This is a genomic window from Gimesia sp., from assembly GCF_048262075.1.
Taxonomy (GTDB): domain Bacteria; phylum Planctomycetota; class Planctomycetia; order Planctomycetales; family Planctomycetaceae; genus Gimesia.
Genome location: NZ_JBLXFK010000004.1, coordinates 266429 through 282278, shown reverse-complemented (window position 1 = coordinate 282278; position 15850 = coordinate 266429). Strand labels below are relative to the sequence as shown.

Below are 15850 nucleotides of genomic sequence, written 5' to 3'. Positions count from 1 at the left end.
GACTGTAGGATAGCGGTAAACACTTTTGAATCCGTACTGATCAACCAGGAGGGCACTGTTCATGCTGCACGGCCAGAAAAATCTGCATCCCACTGACCCCGAATCTTTCATCACCCCTGCTTACGGAGGACGCTTCGTCGAGGAGCCCGTCCCCAAGTACGAAATGCCAGGCGAAGGTCTGCCTCCCAAGGTGGCCTATAACCTGATCCGCGATGAACTGATTCTGGATGGCAACTCGCGGTTGAACCTGGCTACCTTCGTCACCACATGGATGGAAGATGAAGCCCGGCAGTTGATGTCAGAAACGTTCGATAAGAACATGATCGACAAGGATGAATATCCGCAGACAGCCGAGATTGAACTGCGCTGTACCAACATGCTGTCGAAACTCTGGAATTCACCCTCAGAAGAAAATGCCGTCGGGTGTTCCACCATCGGGTCCAGTGAAGCAGCCATGCTGGGCGGGATGGCCCTCAAGTGGAACTGGCGGAAACGCAGAGAAGCCGCAGGGAAACCTGCTGATAAACCGAACATGGTTATGGGTATCAACGTGCAGGTCTGCTGGGAAAAATTCTGTCGGTACTGGGAAATCGAACCACGGTTTGTGCCGATGGAAGGGGACCGCTACTGCCTGACCGCTGAAGAAGCCTTGAAACTGGTTGATGAAAATACGATTGGTGTGGTCGCGATTATGGGGAGTACCTTTGATGGTCGCTATGAGGACGTCAAAGAAGTCAACGACGCGCTGGTCAAACTCAATGCCGAAACCGGTTGGGAAGTCCCAATTCATGTCGATGCCGCTTCGGGTGGATTTGTCGCACCCTTTCTACAACCGGACCTGGAATGGGATTTCCGGCTGCCCCTGGTGAAATCAATCAATACTTCGGGACATAAATTCGGGCTGGTTTATCCCGGTGTTGGCTGGATCATTTGGCGAGAGAAAGCAGAACTGCCGGAAGAACTGATTTTTCACTGCAATTACCTGGGGGGCGATCTGCCCAACTTCGCGCTGAATTTTTCCCGCCCCGGTAATCAGGTGGTAGCGCAATATTATAATTTCTTACGACTGGGGCACGAAGGCTATCGGGAGATCCATCAGACATCGCAGGATGTCGCCTTGCATCTGTCAGCGGGTATCGCAAAACTCGGGCCCTTCGACCTGATCTCGGACGGAAGTGACATTCCCGTGTTTGCGTTTACCACCAATGAAACCGCAAATTTCAGTGTGTTCGATATTTCAAATAAAGTACGTGAACGTGGCTGGCTGGTACCCGCTTATACCTTCCCCAAAAACCGTGACGACCTCGCCGTATTACGTTGCGTCTGCAAAGAAGGATTCACGCGCGATATGGCCGAAATGCTACTGGGTGATCTGCAGCATGCGATCGATTATTTCGCAGCCCATCCCCAGCATACACCCCAGACAGAAGCAGAGGGTTCCGGCTTTCACCATTAAACTGTGCTGAGTTTATTTGAGGTCGAACGTAAACTCGTTGCTGCCTGCTTTGATTTCCGCCTTTAACGGACTGTTTTGCAGACTGCGATACTGCGCAGGGATCTCGGGGTAGTCTTTTTGGGGAGCCGGGTTGTCGGGAGTCCCTTCCGGTGGCGTCACCGTCACAGTGTAGCTGCCGAGCACGACATCAGAGAGTTCAACCTGCCCTGATTCGTCGAGTACGCCCATCGCCCCCTCGCCTTTACCGTCCATCATCAGCCGCAGTTCCCCTTCGGTGACGGGTGCACCATCGTGCGTCACGGTGACCGTGATGTCAGCACGCGGCTTATCTTCCTCACTGCTTCCGCCACAGCCAACCAGGATTGAACTGGAACCAAGCAGCAGAGAGAACAGAAAAAATCGCTTAACATAATTCTGAGTGAACATTTCAGAGTGAATCCATTTATGATCAATTAATATAGTACGAAACACAGCACAGACCCCGTTTGTCTGACGAACAGGGTCTGCGCCTTCATTCACGTTTTAATGCAGCGTTGGTGATTTCAGTTAAAACTCGCCCAGCACCTGACCGTCATTTTTCGATGCCAGATTCGCCAGGGTACTGAAATCAATGTTTTCAGAGACAAAGCGGACGGCTCCATCGGTCAGCAGAACATGGGTTCCGCCGGTATGAAAAGAGTTCAGAACCGTATTGGCCCCATAGGGAGCACTGGCTTCAGTCGGTGCACCGGAAGTCCAGAAGCTGTTAATGGAATACATCACCGTCGTCGTTCCTGACCCCCAGGCAGAACCAGAGCCCAGTGCAGACATTTTGGAAGTAGTACCAATTCCGCTCCAGCCGCCATAGTAGTTGGAACGACAGTCTTTGCCATTCACCTGGCCAGACTGCTCTGCCACGATCATCGTGTTTGAAGTGCCGTCTTTCACATCGCGGATTCGGAAACTGTCATTGGGAGCCAGTAGACCGTTATTACAGAATGTGCCGTTCCCATAACCGGCTCCCGTAGCAGAACAGGAACCTGTGCTGCTACCCGGCGCAGGAGTGGCACCGGCGATCCCGACATAATCCATCGTTTGCCCCTGGTCATAGTTATTCATGCCGTTCTCGTTGGATGAATTGGAAAATGGACTGGAAGGGCAGTTATAAACGGGGACACGCAATGTTTTTAAAACCTCGTTGGTTCCAGTACCAGTCCCGTAGCCATACGAGCCACCGCTATTCTCTGACATAAAGCCCCCCACCGTGGTGCTGATATCAAAGTTCATCTGGTTGTAAGCGGGTGCCTGATCCAGGTAGGGGAGAATCGGGGCGCGCCAGTTCGGGCGAATCCGGCCGAACTGTTCGCCGATCGGAAAACGCAGAAAGTTATCGTGGTAGTTGTGCAGCGCCAGACCGATCTGCTTCAGTTGATTTTTACAAGTGCTGCGCCGGGCGGCTTCCCGCGCCTGCTGAACCGCCGGTAAGAGTAACGCAATCAAAATCGCGATAATCGCAATCACAACCAGCAATTCAATTAACGTGAAACCACGTATACGTAATTTGTGCCTGCTCAACATGGATGTTTCCTTCAATAAATACGGAATGACGAGAGTTCTTTTCTTTAGTGGGAAGTAGGCAGGAAAGAGGGTGGGATCTTCAGGGGAGTAACCAGTCTCTTCTCAATCTGTATCTCAGTTCAAAAATGTCGACTCTCTACCTTTCACAATGACGTGAGAATAAAACCAATGCTAACGATCATGCAGAAACTGCAACCAAATCTATTAGCTGACATATCAAGTATGCGAATCTCATGCCTAACCAGCTTCCCCAAACAAAGCAACGATTCTGTTGAACAGTGAAAAACCAGGTTGAATCCGCTGCTTTGGAATCGAGACTGCCGCCCTTAACTTTTTTTCAATAACCAAAAACTGCTGGTTTATTTCAACTTAGCGAATACCCACACACACATCATAAATCACTGATATCGCTTACATTTCTTTTTGGTTTTAAAAATATTAGTGAATCGATTCTACCTGTAGAGTGTCTTCCCGGTTCAGATTGCCCAGTAAAGTGGCAACCTTAAGCAGGAACTCGACTTTCGTTCAGAATTGCTTCAAATCGATTTCTCTGTTTGTGCTGCTCTCAGAATTATCACATAATACTACTTTGATCTCACTCTCCCGATTTCATGAGGATTCACCATGCGCTTCATCAGTCCTGCTGTCACTCTCTGTTCTCTCCTGTTTCTGTCCCTGCTCTGTTCAATTGCGCAGGCCGATGTAGGCATCGGTGCACAGGCACCCACGGATGCAGAAATCCTGCTGGACGGCAGCCGGGAAATGCTGGATCAGAAATGGACTTACTGGGAGGGCCCCCGGTTCAGTTCCTCGCTGCCCATTAAATGGAAAGTAGTGGAAGATCCCATCGACGCGGGTACGGTCATCATGTCAGACGACCCGGCTGCGGCGGGTGGCAAATATGGAACCGCCGACATCGTCACAAAAAAGAAATACCGTGACTTCCGCCTGCACGTGGAATTTCTGGTCACAAAGCCGGGGGGCAATAGTGGTGTTTACCTGCAGAACCGCTATGAAATCCAGGTTCTGGATGGCGATAAAACCAAACACGGCATGGCGGCCGTCATCAACGAAACTGAGTCACCCTACCACGCTTATAACGGAACCGGCAAATGGAACGCCTACGATATCACATTCCGCGCGGCCCGGTTCAAAGATGGCAAGCTCGTTGAAAAACCTTTAGTCTCGATGTATTTCAACGGGAAAAAAGTCCACGAGAATATCACGATCAACAAAGTCTGGGGAGGTGCAAACTCCGGACTGGACGGAGGCAATGATAACGGTTTCGGCATCACCGACACCCCCGGCGGGATTAAACTCCAGTGTGAAGGCCATGACGTCCGTTATCGCAATATCTGGATTCAACCCCTCGATCTGAAAACGGCGGATACCAATTTTAAAGAATAGCGGAAGCGATTAATCCGCTTTCTTCCCGCTGTTCTGAGGAACGTCATGCTGGTAGAGCAGCTTGCCTTTTTCATCGTGAAACAGAAAGGACAGGGTCGCCGGATCTTGTTTATCAGCTGGTGTAACTCTCACCTGCAGAAAACCACCCGATCGCGGGTCCTGAAGATAGGGCTGCTTGATCAGTCCTTCAGGGTCCGTAGATTTCGGGTCGCCCGATTTGCGCCCCAGCCGCGAATTAGCATCAACAAGTGCCCCACTGGAAAACTCTTCGAAGCCACTCGGATCGATGGCATGATACTGCCAGTGACGATCTCCACAGACTATGAAAAAATTCTGCTGATCCAGCCCGTTCTCTTTGAGCCAGTTGAAGAACTCATCCCGTTCATGACGGAATCCGCCGATGTCACAGTGATTATCGGTCTTACGCAAATCATCGGGTCCAATCATCGGCGTCGGCGAGATGAGCAGTTTGAAAGTCGCATTGCTTTCTTTGAGCGTTTTCTTCAACCACGCTTTCTGCTCAGCACCCCAGATCGATTTCTCAGGACCGTCTTCCATGGCATTGGGGCTGCGATACATACGGTTTTCCGGCAGCCAGATCTGTAAATTTTTATTCACCCGATGCGTACGGTATGTCTTGGCTTCGGTATCTTTCATGGGTGCTACGGGAAGCTGCTCCAGCATCATCGCGCGCCCTTCTTCCGGGGTCGGATGATGATCGCCGGTGTTATCGCCATCATCAATACGGTAATCGTGATCGTCAATTTCCCAGTAGGTCGGCACCGCAGCAAACAGTTCCTGGTAGCGGGGCTGCACAAACTGCTCGTGCCATTTCTGACGCATTTCGGGAATGGTTTCGGCGCGGGGTTTATCGGGTGTGTCGTAATACACGTTATCACCGGTGCCAATAAAGAAATCAGGTTTCTGTTTGAGAATGGTTTCCAGGGCCGGATATCCCAGGTGCTTGTCCGGACCGGAATAGGGTTGAGGAAGATTCGTGTTGTTTTCTTCGAGATGTTGTTTTTTATCGATTCGATCGTCGCCGTGAAACTTGGCATAGTTCATACCAGTTACCACCACAAAATCGACAGGCGTCGCATAGCTGGCCCCCGGTAGTGTTTTAAAGCGGGCAGTGGGGCCGTCGTGCAGGTTGTCCTCGGTTTCACCGATCTGCGTCTTGCACTCATACTCGGTGCCGGGCATGAGACCGTTAAACGAAGCCCGCGCAATAAAATCATGATCGGCAACCGCTTTCACGACCTGCGTATCAACCAGTTTGGAAACAGTCTTCACCTTTGTATAAGGATTGATTGAGAATTTGACGATCCCCGGCATCCCCGGCACATCGCGATCAATCAGTTTGTCTGTTCTGGTCAGCCGCACCTGTACCAGAGCCGTATCAGAGGTGACCTCTCCCGTCATGATTCCCATCCCCGCCAGGGGCAGAGCCGTTTCTCCTTCACTGGGCGCTGACGCTTCCTCACCCTGTTCCACGGCAGGGGTAACAACTTCCGGCTTAGGTTTTTCACAGCCGAACACAAATAATAAGCAGCAGAGACAGTAAATTCTCATGTGAGCACTTCCTTGAATTCCAGACCTTGATATGTTTTCGCTTCCCATTCTATTGATTCCCCCTTCCGGCCCCAACAGAAAACCGCTGTGATTTATCTTATTCCTGAGATGCCGGGTTTTTTAGATTTCCTCAGCAAATCAACTTGCTGTTCTGATCGGAAACTTACCAGAATAGAACAGACGTGACGGAGCGACGTTCTGGTTATTCCTGCAGATACCCTTTAAGAAAAGAAGACGCATCATGAAATCCATCAAACTGCTAGCCTTGTTCTCCGCCTGCCTGCTCGCAGGTTCCTCTACTGTTTTCGCTGAGGAACAGGCATCCGATGCCTGGAAAAAACTGGTCCGCTCTCCCCGCTTCAATAAGCGTCCCACCTTTCAGTTTGTGGAAAATGACCCAAACCTGCCCAATGTCTTTCTGTACGGCGATTCCATTTCCATCGCGTACACCGATGCCACCCGCGCTGCCCTCAAGGGGAAAGCCAATGTATATCGTTTATACTGTAATGGAGGTGATTCATCCTCTGTTATTACCAAAATGAAAACCATGCACGATACGATGCGTAACCCCCAACTCGCCGGCCACTGGGACTTTGACTGGGATGTGATCCATTTCAATGTCGGACTGCATGACCTGAAATACATGAACGGGAAAAAGCTGGACCGCGTGAATGGCAAACAGGTCACCTCCCCCGCAGACTACGAAAAGAACCTGCGTGCGATAATTGCCTACCTGAAAGAACTGGCGCCCAAAGCGAAACTGATTTTTGTAACCACTACCCCGGTCCCAGAAGGCGAAGCAGGCCGCATTAATGGGGATGCTGCCAAATATAATCAAGTCGCGCTGAAAGTCCTGAAAGACTATCCCGAGATCGGAGTCAACGATCTGTATGCATTCACCAAACCACATCACGCCAAATGGTGGACCAAACCGGGTAACGTGCATTTCAATTCGGAAGGCGCCACAGCGCAAGGCAAAGAATCCGCCCGCGTGATCGAACAGGAACTGAAGAAACGGGATTAACTCTTCACAAAGCGGACGCAATGGATCGGAGGCAGGCTGGTGGAGATCGTCTGCCAGCTGTCGCCTCCATCTTCGGTGATCCAGAAGTTGCCGGTGGTCGAACCGACGGCCAGACAGTCGCCGGTTTCATCGGTGTCCAGTGCATGTCGATAGACAATGTCGTAGCTGTGTTCTCCCGGTAAACCATTCGAGAGCACTTCAGAAGTCGCGCCGCCATCCGTCGTGCGGGCGATGACGAATCGGCCGTCCACGGGGATACGACACTCGTCTTTTACGCCTGGTGCAAACCATGCCGTCTCTGGACGCTGCGGATGGACGGCGACCGCGAACCCGAACACGGAAGGTTGGATCCCGGTCACTTCCTGCCACGACTGTGCACCATCGGTCGTTTTAAACACGCCGTTATGATGCTGAATCCAGTAGTGGTTCGGCTGCGTGGGTGACTGCACCATGCGATGCGCATCCTGAATATTGGGATCGTGCGCGAGATCCGGAGGCATATACTCGGCCCGCAACCCGTCCGCCTTGCAGGTCCAGTTGACGCCATCATCTTCAGTGATCCACACTCCGCCACAGGAAATCGCAACAGCAACATTCTGACTGTTTTCCGGATGCACACAGATGGAATGAATACCGGGATCGTCCTTGCCGCCGCCAAACCATTTCAGGCGTTCGGGCAGATCCCATAATGAATCCACCAACTGCCAGCTGGAACCGCGATCATCCGAACGAAACAGGCCGCCGGGAATCGTTCCACACCAGAGTCGATTTGGCTGATCATCGCCCCCCGGTTCCAATGACCAGATTTCGCTCAGACTGGCCGGTTTGGGCTCTGCATTTTCTGTAAAGGGATCGGCTGCTTTTTTGGCCCCTTCCGGGTAAACGGGCACGGCGCACTCTTCCCAGTTTTCACCCGCATCCGCACTGCGATGCAGCTTGACCCCGAAGTGACCATGATTCAAAGCGGCGTACGTCGTGTCATCCCGCGAGTCATGCAGGACCATCGAAACATTTTCACCGGGAAAATCGTGACGTCGAATTTTCCAGCCGTCTGAATTTCGGTCGAGCTGAAACAGACCTTTACGGGTCGCAATCTGTACCTGAGAACTCATGGTAAACGCCTTCGGAAATGTTGCTGACAGAAATGAACAAACGGTAAAACCATTAACCGCCGGAAAGTGCCTGCATCACATAAATCTCACTCTCGGGTGAGATGGAATCACTTAAATGGACCCGGTCCACAATCGTCTGGCCGTCTACGAAGATCACCATATGCTGACGCAGTCGGCTCTGATCGTCGAGAATATAACTGCGGAGTCGCTGCTGCGTTTCAAACACCACCTCCAATGCTTCCCGCACCGTTGTGCCGGAGACAGTTTCTTCCGGACAACTGAGATGACGTTCCAGATTGGCAGTAAATACGACTCGGACCATATTCGTCATATCCTACACTGTACATATTTCGGAGGCAATGAAAATCAGGTTAGCGATCAAAAGCAGACCATCGGGGTTTTTGAAATTACTGCCTGAAAATACCCGGAAGCATCGACATTCCCCAAGTGGTCTCGGTAAAATGGCATGTTCTACATCAAGTTTCTCTCCTGAAGATAAACCACCATCCTCATTCTCATAAAAGTTGACTCACATGAACAACTTCCTGCCCGAGACCATGCGTAGAAATCGTGTTTTTCTTATATTGACTGCCAGCCTGCTCTGCCTGCCGCTGACAACGGCTTACAGCGCCGACAAAGCAGCAACAGACGTGGAGAAAACGGAAACGAAATCCGCCGAGGAAACCCTGGCCGGTCACTCGTATCATGGCGAAGTTTTTAATGAAGGTCCCCGCCGTCAGGCCTACCTGATGGGGGGCACCGGTGATGTGCACTTTGATGTGACGGTGAAGAATCCGGCCGCACAGAAGTTTCTCGACCAGGCGCTGGGGCAGCTCCACGGTTTCTGGTACCTGGAAGCCGAACGCTCCTTCCGTCACGCCGCGAATTTAGACCCCGACTGTGCCATGGCATTCTGGGGCGCTGCGATGTGTAATCTGAAAAATGAAAAACGCGCCAAAGGATTTATCGAAGAAGCCAACAAACGGCTGGACAAAGCCAGCCCGCGCGAAAAGCAGTACATCAAAGCGCTCACAGCCTACATCAACGCGGATAAGAAAAAATCCAAAGAGCGTAACGAAGCTTATACCAAAGCGCTGGAAGACCTGATCCTCGCGTACCCCGATGATCTGGAAGCCAAAGCCTTTCTGGCGGTGCACCTGTATAATTCACGTTCTGCCAGTACCAGCTACATCGCAGCCGAAGCGCTGCTACAGGACATCTTCGCAAAGAACCCGATGCACCCCGCTCACCATTATCGCATCCATCTGTGGGATCACCGCAAACCGGAACAGGCGCTGACGTCGGCAGCGAACTGCGGACAGTCCTCCCCCGGCATTGCCCACATGTGGCATATGCCCGGCCATATCTATTCGCGATTAAACCGCTATGAGGATGCGGTCTGGCAGCAGGAAGCCTCGGCCCGCGTCGATCACGCACACATGATGCGCGACGCTGTCTTGCCTGATCAGATCCACAACTACGCCCACAATAACGAATGGCTGATCCGCAACCTGATCTTTATCGGTCGTGTCCACGATGCCCTGGCACTCGCCAAAAACATGACAGAACTGCCTCAGCATCCCAAATTTAATACCTTCAAAAAACGAGGCAGTGCTAAATACGGACGCATGCGTCTGCTGCAGGTGCTGCGAACGTATGAACTGTGGGACGAACTGATCGCTTTGAGCCAGACCCCATATTTAGAGCCAACCGATGAGGAAGAAGAACAGATCAACCGCCTGCGGTATCTGGGACTGGCGTATTACCAGACCCAAAATATCAAACAGGGTGATGCCCAGTTGACTCAACTGAAAAAGCGGCTGGAGAAAGTTTCAGCCGAACGCAAACGAACCGTTGAAAAAGCGGAAGCCAAAGCAAAAACCAGCCTGACTGCAGAACCTCTGGTCGCCCTCAGACCAGACGAAAGTCGTACTTCTGTCATTGAAGATGCTAAAAAATCGGCAGGAAAACCATTTATTTCGCGCGTCCGGAAACTGGAACAGAATATTAAAGCTCTGGAAGCACACCAGACCATCGCCAAGGGTGATCTCAAAAAAGGTTACGAACTGTTGAAGAAAGCGGGGGGCGCGGATGAAGTCTATCTGCTCGCCATACAATGGAAATCAGGCGATCGGAAAAAAGCAGAGAAAGCGTTACGCAAACTGATTGGCTCTCATAAAAATGAAGTTTACCCGCAGGCGACACTCGTGGAACTGCTCTGGGAAGCCGGTGACAAAGACACAGCGAAAAAAGAATTCGAAAAGCTGCAGAAGATCTCCGCCTCCATTGATCTGGACATGCCCCTCTTTACGAGACTAGCGCCAATCGCTGCCGAACTGAAATTCAAACCGGACTGGCGGATGGAAAAAACAGCCGCCACCGATGTGGGGGACCGTCCCGACTTGAATTCACTGGGTCCCTTCCGCTGGAAACCCAGTCCTGCTCCGACCTGGGAGTTGAAAGACGCGACCGGCAAAGTGCGCCGCTCTGACGAATTTCGCGGCAAACCTCATGTGCTGATTTTCTATCTGGGCTTCAGTTGTCTGCATTGTGCCGAGCAGCTGCAGGCATTCGCTCCCATGGTGCAGGAATTCGAACAGGCCGGCTTCCCGCTGATGGCCATCAGTACGGATAACATTGAAGGTTTGAAAACTTCCATCAAAAATTATGATAAAGGTGACCTCCCCATCCCGCTGTTTTCCAACAACAAGCTGGACGTCTTCAAATCCTTCCACGTCTTCGACGACTTCGAAAAACAACCCCTGCATGGCACCTTCATCATCGACGGCAAAGGCAACGTCGCCTGGCAGGATATCAGCTACGAACCGTTCATGGATCCGAAATTTGTCCTGCAGGAAGCACAACGACTGCTGCCGAATACCGGTAACAAAGAAGTGGTCGGCGCCATTTCGAAGAAGTAAAGGAGTGATCCTCGGGTGGTCGCGAGTATCATTTGGAATTACCAAAGGCAACAGGAAATTGACGATGATCGATATGCTTGAGTCATTCGATCCTGAATATCTCTCCTCAGAGCTGGAAAAATATATAAAACCGGATGTTTTGAAGCGGATTTCAGAATGCTGTTATGCCAAAACTGTCACCTGGCGATGGGCGTCTGACGATATGTCTCGCAAGGAACCGTTTCGCGCTGAACTCTACAACACGAAGCATGAATGGCTCAAAGAGGGGGCTAGACCGAAGCCGGGAGATCTTCGACACGGACTGGACAATAATGGCAGAATCCAGGTCATTGAAAACTACTGGCTCAACGATAAGCGAAAGAAAGAACCGTATAGTACTTGCTACCTGATTTACGGAAAAAGTCATTCAGATGAAATCCAGGTCACCAACTATAATTCCCAGGTAATGTATCTGAGACGTTTCCGATTCAAAGCAGGTCATCCCATCAGGTCTTATACCCAGCATCATTTCGGGTCCGTAGCGGAAAGTCATTACTCGTACGCGAATGGTAAACTCGTCACAGAAACGTCGGTCAACTGGAAATCTGGAGAGGTTTCGGCACGCACTCAGCGTACATACGAATGTGATGAATGGGGCGGGCTTGAAAGGATCATTCAGCGCTATCTGAATGAAGATGGTTCCGTGTATGAGAAGATTGCGCCGATTATTGAGTATGAGCGCCCCAGAAAGAACGAGAACTTAAGTCAACTGGCAAAACAGATTGAACCGATGCTACTGGAACAGATTCTGGAAACCATCGAGCAAGCGTCTCCCCCGGAAAGGTTTTATTGTCTGCTCCTCTGCTATTGCGAAGAAGATTTTAGTGCAGGCTGGCCTCCATTTTTATTACTGGGCAGTCTACAGGAACGTGAACGGATTATGAACAGTTCGGATCCGCAGTGGTATTTGCTCTGGGCTCCTGATGAAATGCGCAACAGAGAACAGAATGTCGAACTTCCACTGAATGATAATATTTTAGAACGGAAGTGCGCGATTCACTGTCGGCAGATGGACCAGATTGATGATTATCGATCTGGAAAAAAGATTCTTCGAAAGGTTGTGAAGAAATTAAACAAGATCGACTGGTCTCAAACCATTGACGTGACACCTGATTTTATTGTCGCTGCCATTGATAACACCGGAGAAAAAAATCCTTATCACGATATCAAATCAGCCGTTTCCTGGAGCCGTTTTCGGTCTTTGAAAAAACAGGGCTATCTTTCATAAGGATGACTCCTTTTTCATTCACAACTTCCTGCTCGCTGCGCTCGGCCCGAATTGTATTCGGGCTTACCCTTTTCTTTATTCATCCACTGTATAAACGGCAAAAATACGATACGGGCCTGGTTCGCAGCCTTTGAAAACACCTTGTGATAAAAGTGTTTTCGCTTCATCAAATGTTTCAATCAGACAATGGCGATTCACTTTGATGGTTTCTGCCATGTGATTGCAAGATAAGTAAGAACATTCTGGCGCATGGCCCATCGAAAACGATACGATATCGTAACCTTCAAGTTGTTTGTCTACAGGAACCTTCACATTGGTCAACATCGATTTTTCTGGTTTGAATGTCTCCCATACAGAATCTTCTTCGTCGTACTGATCTTTGTAAACTTCATAGTAAAACAGCTTTGTGCCCTGTAAATTGATGTCATGCGCTGTGGCTAATGCTTTGATTATTTCCGGTGAATCGAAGAACCAGTAGCCGTTGTGTTTCCAGAATTCGGTGTAATCTGCGAATTGGTCAGAGATACAGTTGCTGACGGAGTAGATATCTTCTACCTGATAATTCTTTAGAAAGTCCGGTTTGCTTTCGACTCGCTTGGCCATATACCCGACGGGAATCATGTCAAGCATCATTCACCATCCAGAATATTCGTCGGAATGCCGTCCAGGCTCTGCTGGTTTTTATCGTGCCAGTACTGGTGGATGCCGGCGTCTCCCTGTTTGCTGGCCCAGGTGGCAAGCTGTTCGCGTTCCTCGACGTAATCAAAAAAGGGAACCGCCATCCCGCATGAGGTCTGTACCAGATCGACGCTCATGTCGAACACCTGTCGGGCACCGGGAATCGAAGGAAAGTGCGCAAACAGTTCGTCCCAGTCGGCATCATAGGGATGAATGACGCGTGCCTGACCGTAGAGTCGCAGGATCAAAGGCTTGCCGGTAAACGCGCAGAACATGACCGTCATGCGTCCGTCTTGCTGAATATGGGCCGATGTCTCATTGCCGCTGCCGGTCACGTTCAACCAGATCACACGATTCGGCCCCAGCACACGAAATGAATCCATTCCCTTCGGCGACACATTGATGCGACTGTCGGCGGTTGCAGTGCCGACAAAGAACAGCTTTTGTGCGGCGATGAATTTGATATGCTGTTCTTCGAGTTCGGGTATTTGTTTTCCCATGTTCTGGATGCTCTTAGTTTGAATACTAGATCAGAAAGTCGGCAGTCAGCAGATTACGATGTCGCAATCATAGCAGAGGGACAAGAACAGGGCAAAATCGGTTCGAGAAAATTAACCACACACAAACAGATCAGCGGTTACTGATACTGACGGCGGTAGACGGTCGGGCTGACGCCGGTCTGTGATTTAAAGACTTTCGAAAAATGACTGTGATCGTAAAAGCCGGTCTGGTTCGCGATTTGCGAAATTGTGGCGGTCGTCGAAGTCAACAGTCGACAGGCGGCCTGAATGCGAACGTGACTAATATAACTGGCCGGGCTCGTATCAAACAGCTTGCGGAACCGTCGCTGAAACTGACTGGTGGAAAGCCCCATCAACGCCGCCAGTTCCGTCACGAAAATTTCGCGATGAAAATGATCGTTAATGAAATCAAAGACGCGCTGCATTTCCAGGTAGGGAGCAATCGCCAGACCCGCGCGACGGAAGTCGCGCATCATTCCCACGATGCCCGCCACATTACCACGCACATCAAACAGCGGTTCTTTGATCACCTGAAACCAGGTCGTCGCCCCTTCGCCGCCCGTCACCGGATGCACCAGATCAACCAGCGGCTCCCCTGTCTCCATCACACGTCGATCTTCCCGCCGATACGCTTCGGCCTGATCGCGGGCATGAATGTCATAGTCCGTCTTGCCGATCAGCGTTTCCCCCGATTCCACCTTGAGCCAGCTTAACAATGCCGCATTATGATTGATGAAACGTCCTCGTTCATCTTTCACCACCAGGTACACATCGGGCAGATGCTCGAACAGGCGGCAGGTCTGCTCAATACCGGGGACTTTTTTGAAAAACTGCTGTTGTAACGAAACATTCATAACAAATTATCAAAACTAGAAATGCGCCAAATATACACAAATTCGCCTCGAATTTCCAAGACGCCCCCCGTCCCGTCGATTACAATTTACAAACCCAGGCAGACACTGGTTTCACCAACCCGCTATAATCATTGATTCATATACCAGCCAACTCTTCCCCCCAGGCTAACGAGGAGAAACAGATGACGAAGAAAAGTGCTCTCAATCGTCGTGACTTCATGAAGACGGCAGCCGCCGCCAGTACTGTTTTCACAGCCCCCACGATTATCCCGGCAACCGCACTCGGTCTGAATGGAACCGTGGCTCCCAGCGAACGGATTAATCTGGGAGGCATCGGTATTCGCAGACGCGGCGGTTATGTGTTGAGCCACATGCTTGAGCAGCCGGATGTCCGTTTCGTCGCTATCGCCGATGTTCGCGCCGATCAACGGAAGACCGTCAAAGAGATGGCCGACAAACAGAACGGCGACCAGAAATGCGACACCTATCGCGACTTCCGCGAACTGCTGGCCCGCGATGATATCGACGCCGTCCTGATTGCCACGGGCGACCGCTGGCATGCGACCGCCTCGATGATGGCAGCCGAAGCCGGCAAAGATGTCTACTCGGAAAAACCTTGTGCGATCTCCATTGAGCTGGCACGACGACTGCAGGAAACCATTCAACGGACCGGTCGCGTCTTCCAGGCGGGGACCCAACGCCGCAACGTTTCCAACTTTGGCCACGCCGCCAAACTGGCGCAGACCGGACAGCTGGGAAAAATTCATACCGTCCACGCTTCGATCTACCAGTTGATCGATCGCCACGACTGGCTGCCTGCTGAACCGGAACCCGATCCCGAAGTCGTTGACTGGAACATGTGGCTCGGCCCTGCACCGTGGCGTCCTTATAACCATGCGTATGTGGATGGTGCGTGGAGAGGTCATTACGACTTCGACTCTGGTGCCAAACTGCTCGACTGGGGCGCACACACGCTCGACATCTGCCAATGGGCGCTGGATGCCGACGATACGATGCCCGTTACCTACGAGCCCAAGGACGTTCCCAATGACAATGTCATTGAGTGTGTCTACGAAAACGGGGTAAAACTTGTCATGCGTCGTAATGGCTGGCTGGGACTGGGAACCTGTCCCGTCCGTTTTGAAGGGGAAGCCGGTTGGGTCGAAACGGGTGACTCCGGTCAGACCGCGGTCTCTTCGAATGAGCTCCGCGCCTCACTCCCTTCACCCAGTTCGATTCCGGGGACCTCGCCCAAGTTTCATGTGCGTGACTTCTTTAACTGTGTGAAAACCCGCTCCAAGCCTGCAGCCAATGAAGATGTCATGGCCCGCTCACACATCGCCTGTCACGCAGCCGCGATTGCCTGGAAACTGGGACGCAAGGTGCAATTCGACCCCGTCACGGAACAGTTTGTCAACGACGAAGAAGCCAACCGCATGCGAAGCCGCGCGATGCGCGAGCCGTGGACTGTCTGATTCGCG

Annotated in this window: 14 protein-coding genes; 6 read left to right on the top strand and 8 right to left on the bottom strand. The window is 51.3% G+C overall.

What is annotated here, in order from left to right; genetic code table 11:
- Positions 1-61 precede the first annotated feature (61 nt).
- The gene (locus tag ACN0YH_RS10830; protein ID WP_417379591.1) at positions 62-1456 is read left to right on the top strand and encodes a glutamate decarboxylase; all 1395 of its coding nucleotides are present in this window, start codon (positions 62-64) and stop codon (positions 1454-1456) included.
- Between the two features lie 12 nt (positions 1457-1468).
- Here ACN0YH_RS10830 and ACN0YH_RS10825 read toward each other — a convergent pair whose 3' ends face one another.
- Together ACN0YH_RS10825 and ACN0YH_RS10820 are read right to left on the bottom strand one after the other, a co-directional pair.
- On the bottom strand, positions 1469-1882 hold the full coding sequence (locus ACN0YH_RS10825) for a hypothetical protein (protein WP_417379590.1): 414 nt from the start codon (positions 1880-1882) through the stop codon (positions 1469-1471).
- Between the two features lie 120 nt (positions 1883-2002).
- Positions 2003-3013 (bottom strand): DUF1559 domain-containing protein, encoded by a 1011-nt coding sequence (locus ACN0YH_RS10820; RefSeq protein ID WP_417379589.1) that lies wholly within the window; start codon positions 3011-3013, stop codon positions 2003-2005.
- 624 nt (positions 3014-3637) lie between these two features.
- Between ACN0YH_RS10820 and ACN0YH_RS10815 the strand changes: the two genes are divergently transcribed.
- Positions 3638-4420 carry a 3-keto-disaccharide hydrolase gene (locus ACN0YH_RS10815; protein WP_417379588.1) on the top strand — a complete coding sequence of 261 codons (783 nt, stop codon included), beginning with the start codon at positions 3638-3640 and terminating at the stop codon, positions 4418-4420.
- Between the two features lie 9 nt (positions 4421-4429).
- On the opposite strand, the gene ACN0YH_RS10810 is transcribed toward ACN0YH_RS10815, so the two are convergent.
- Positions 4430-5992, bottom strand: coding sequence for an alkaline phosphatase D family protein (locus ACN0YH_RS10810; protein ID WP_417379587.1), 1563 nt, complete (start codon positions 5990-5992; stop codon positions 4430-4432).
- Between the two features lie 241 nt (positions 5993-6233).
- Between ACN0YH_RS10810 and ACN0YH_RS10805 the strand changes: the two genes are divergently transcribed.
- Positions 6234-7016 (top strand): SGNH/GDSL hydrolase family protein, encoded by a 783-nt coding sequence (locus tag ACN0YH_RS10805; protein ID WP_417379586.1) that lies wholly within the window; start codon positions 6234-6236, stop codon positions 7014-7016.
- On the opposite strand, the gene ACN0YH_RS10800 is transcribed toward ACN0YH_RS10805, so the two are convergent.
- Positions 7013-8128, bottom strand: a complete 1116-nt coding sequence (locus ACN0YH_RS10800) for a WD40/YVTN/BNR-like repeat-containing protein (RefSeq protein ID WP_417379585.1) — start codon at positions 8126-8128, stop codon at positions 7013-7015. The two genes, ACN0YH_RS10805 and ACN0YH_RS10800, sit on opposite strands and share 4 nt — an antisense overlap.
- A 52-nt stretch (positions 8129-8180) precedes the next feature.
- The gene (locus ACN0YH_RS10795) at positions 8181-8450 is read right to left on the bottom strand and encodes a MoaD/ThiS family protein (protein ID WP_417379584.1); all 270 of its coding nucleotides are present in this window, start codon (positions 8448-8450) and stop codon (positions 8181-8183) included.
- A 211-nt stretch (positions 8451-8661) separates the two neighbouring features.
- Between ACN0YH_RS10795 and ACN0YH_RS10790 the strand changes: the two genes are divergently transcribed.
- Positions 8662-11049, top strand: coding sequence for a redoxin domain-containing protein (locus tag ACN0YH_RS10790; RefSeq protein WP_417379583.1), 2388 nt, complete (start codon positions 8662-8664; stop codon positions 11047-11049).
- 64 nt (positions 11050-11113) lie between these two features.
- Positions 11114-12316 (top strand): hypothetical protein, encoded by a 1203-nt coding sequence (locus tag ACN0YH_RS10785; RefSeq protein ID WP_417379582.1) that lies wholly within the window; start codon positions 11114-11116, stop codon positions 12314-12316.
- Between the two features lie 75 nt (positions 12317-12391).
- Here ACN0YH_RS10785 and ACN0YH_RS10780 read toward each other — a convergent pair whose 3' ends face one another.
- The 3 genes from ACN0YH_RS10780 to ACN0YH_RS10770 all read right to left on the bottom strand — a co-directional run bounded on the left by ACN0YH_RS10780 (position 12392) and on the right by ACN0YH_RS10770 (position 14369).
- A complete protein-coding gene (locus ACN0YH_RS10780) occupies positions 12392-12949 on the bottom strand; it encodes a hypothetical protein (RefSeq protein WP_417379581.1) in 558 nt (185 codons plus the stop codon).
- Positions 12946-13494, bottom strand: coding sequence for a pyridoxamine 5'-phosphate oxidase family protein (locus ACN0YH_RS10775; protein ID WP_417379580.1), 549 nt, complete (start codon positions 13492-13494; stop codon positions 12946-12948). Before ACN0YH_RS10775 ends, ACN0YH_RS10780 begins: the two co-directional genes overlap by 4 nt.
- 137 nt (positions 13495-13631) lie before the next feature.
- A complete protein-coding gene (locus tag ACN0YH_RS10770) occupies positions 13632-14369 on the bottom strand; it encodes a helix-turn-helix domain-containing protein (protein ID WP_417379579.1) in 738 nt (245 codons plus the stop codon).
- Between the two features lie 182 nt (positions 14370-14551).
- Here ACN0YH_RS10770 and ACN0YH_RS10765 point away from each other — a divergent pair, with 182 nt between their 5' ends.
- Entirely contained in the window at positions 14552-15844 is a 1293-nt protein-coding gene (locus ACN0YH_RS10765) for a Gfo/Idh/MocA family protein (RefSeq protein ID WP_417379578.1), read from the top strand.
- The last annotated feature ends 6 nt before the right edge of the window (positions 15845-15850 follow it).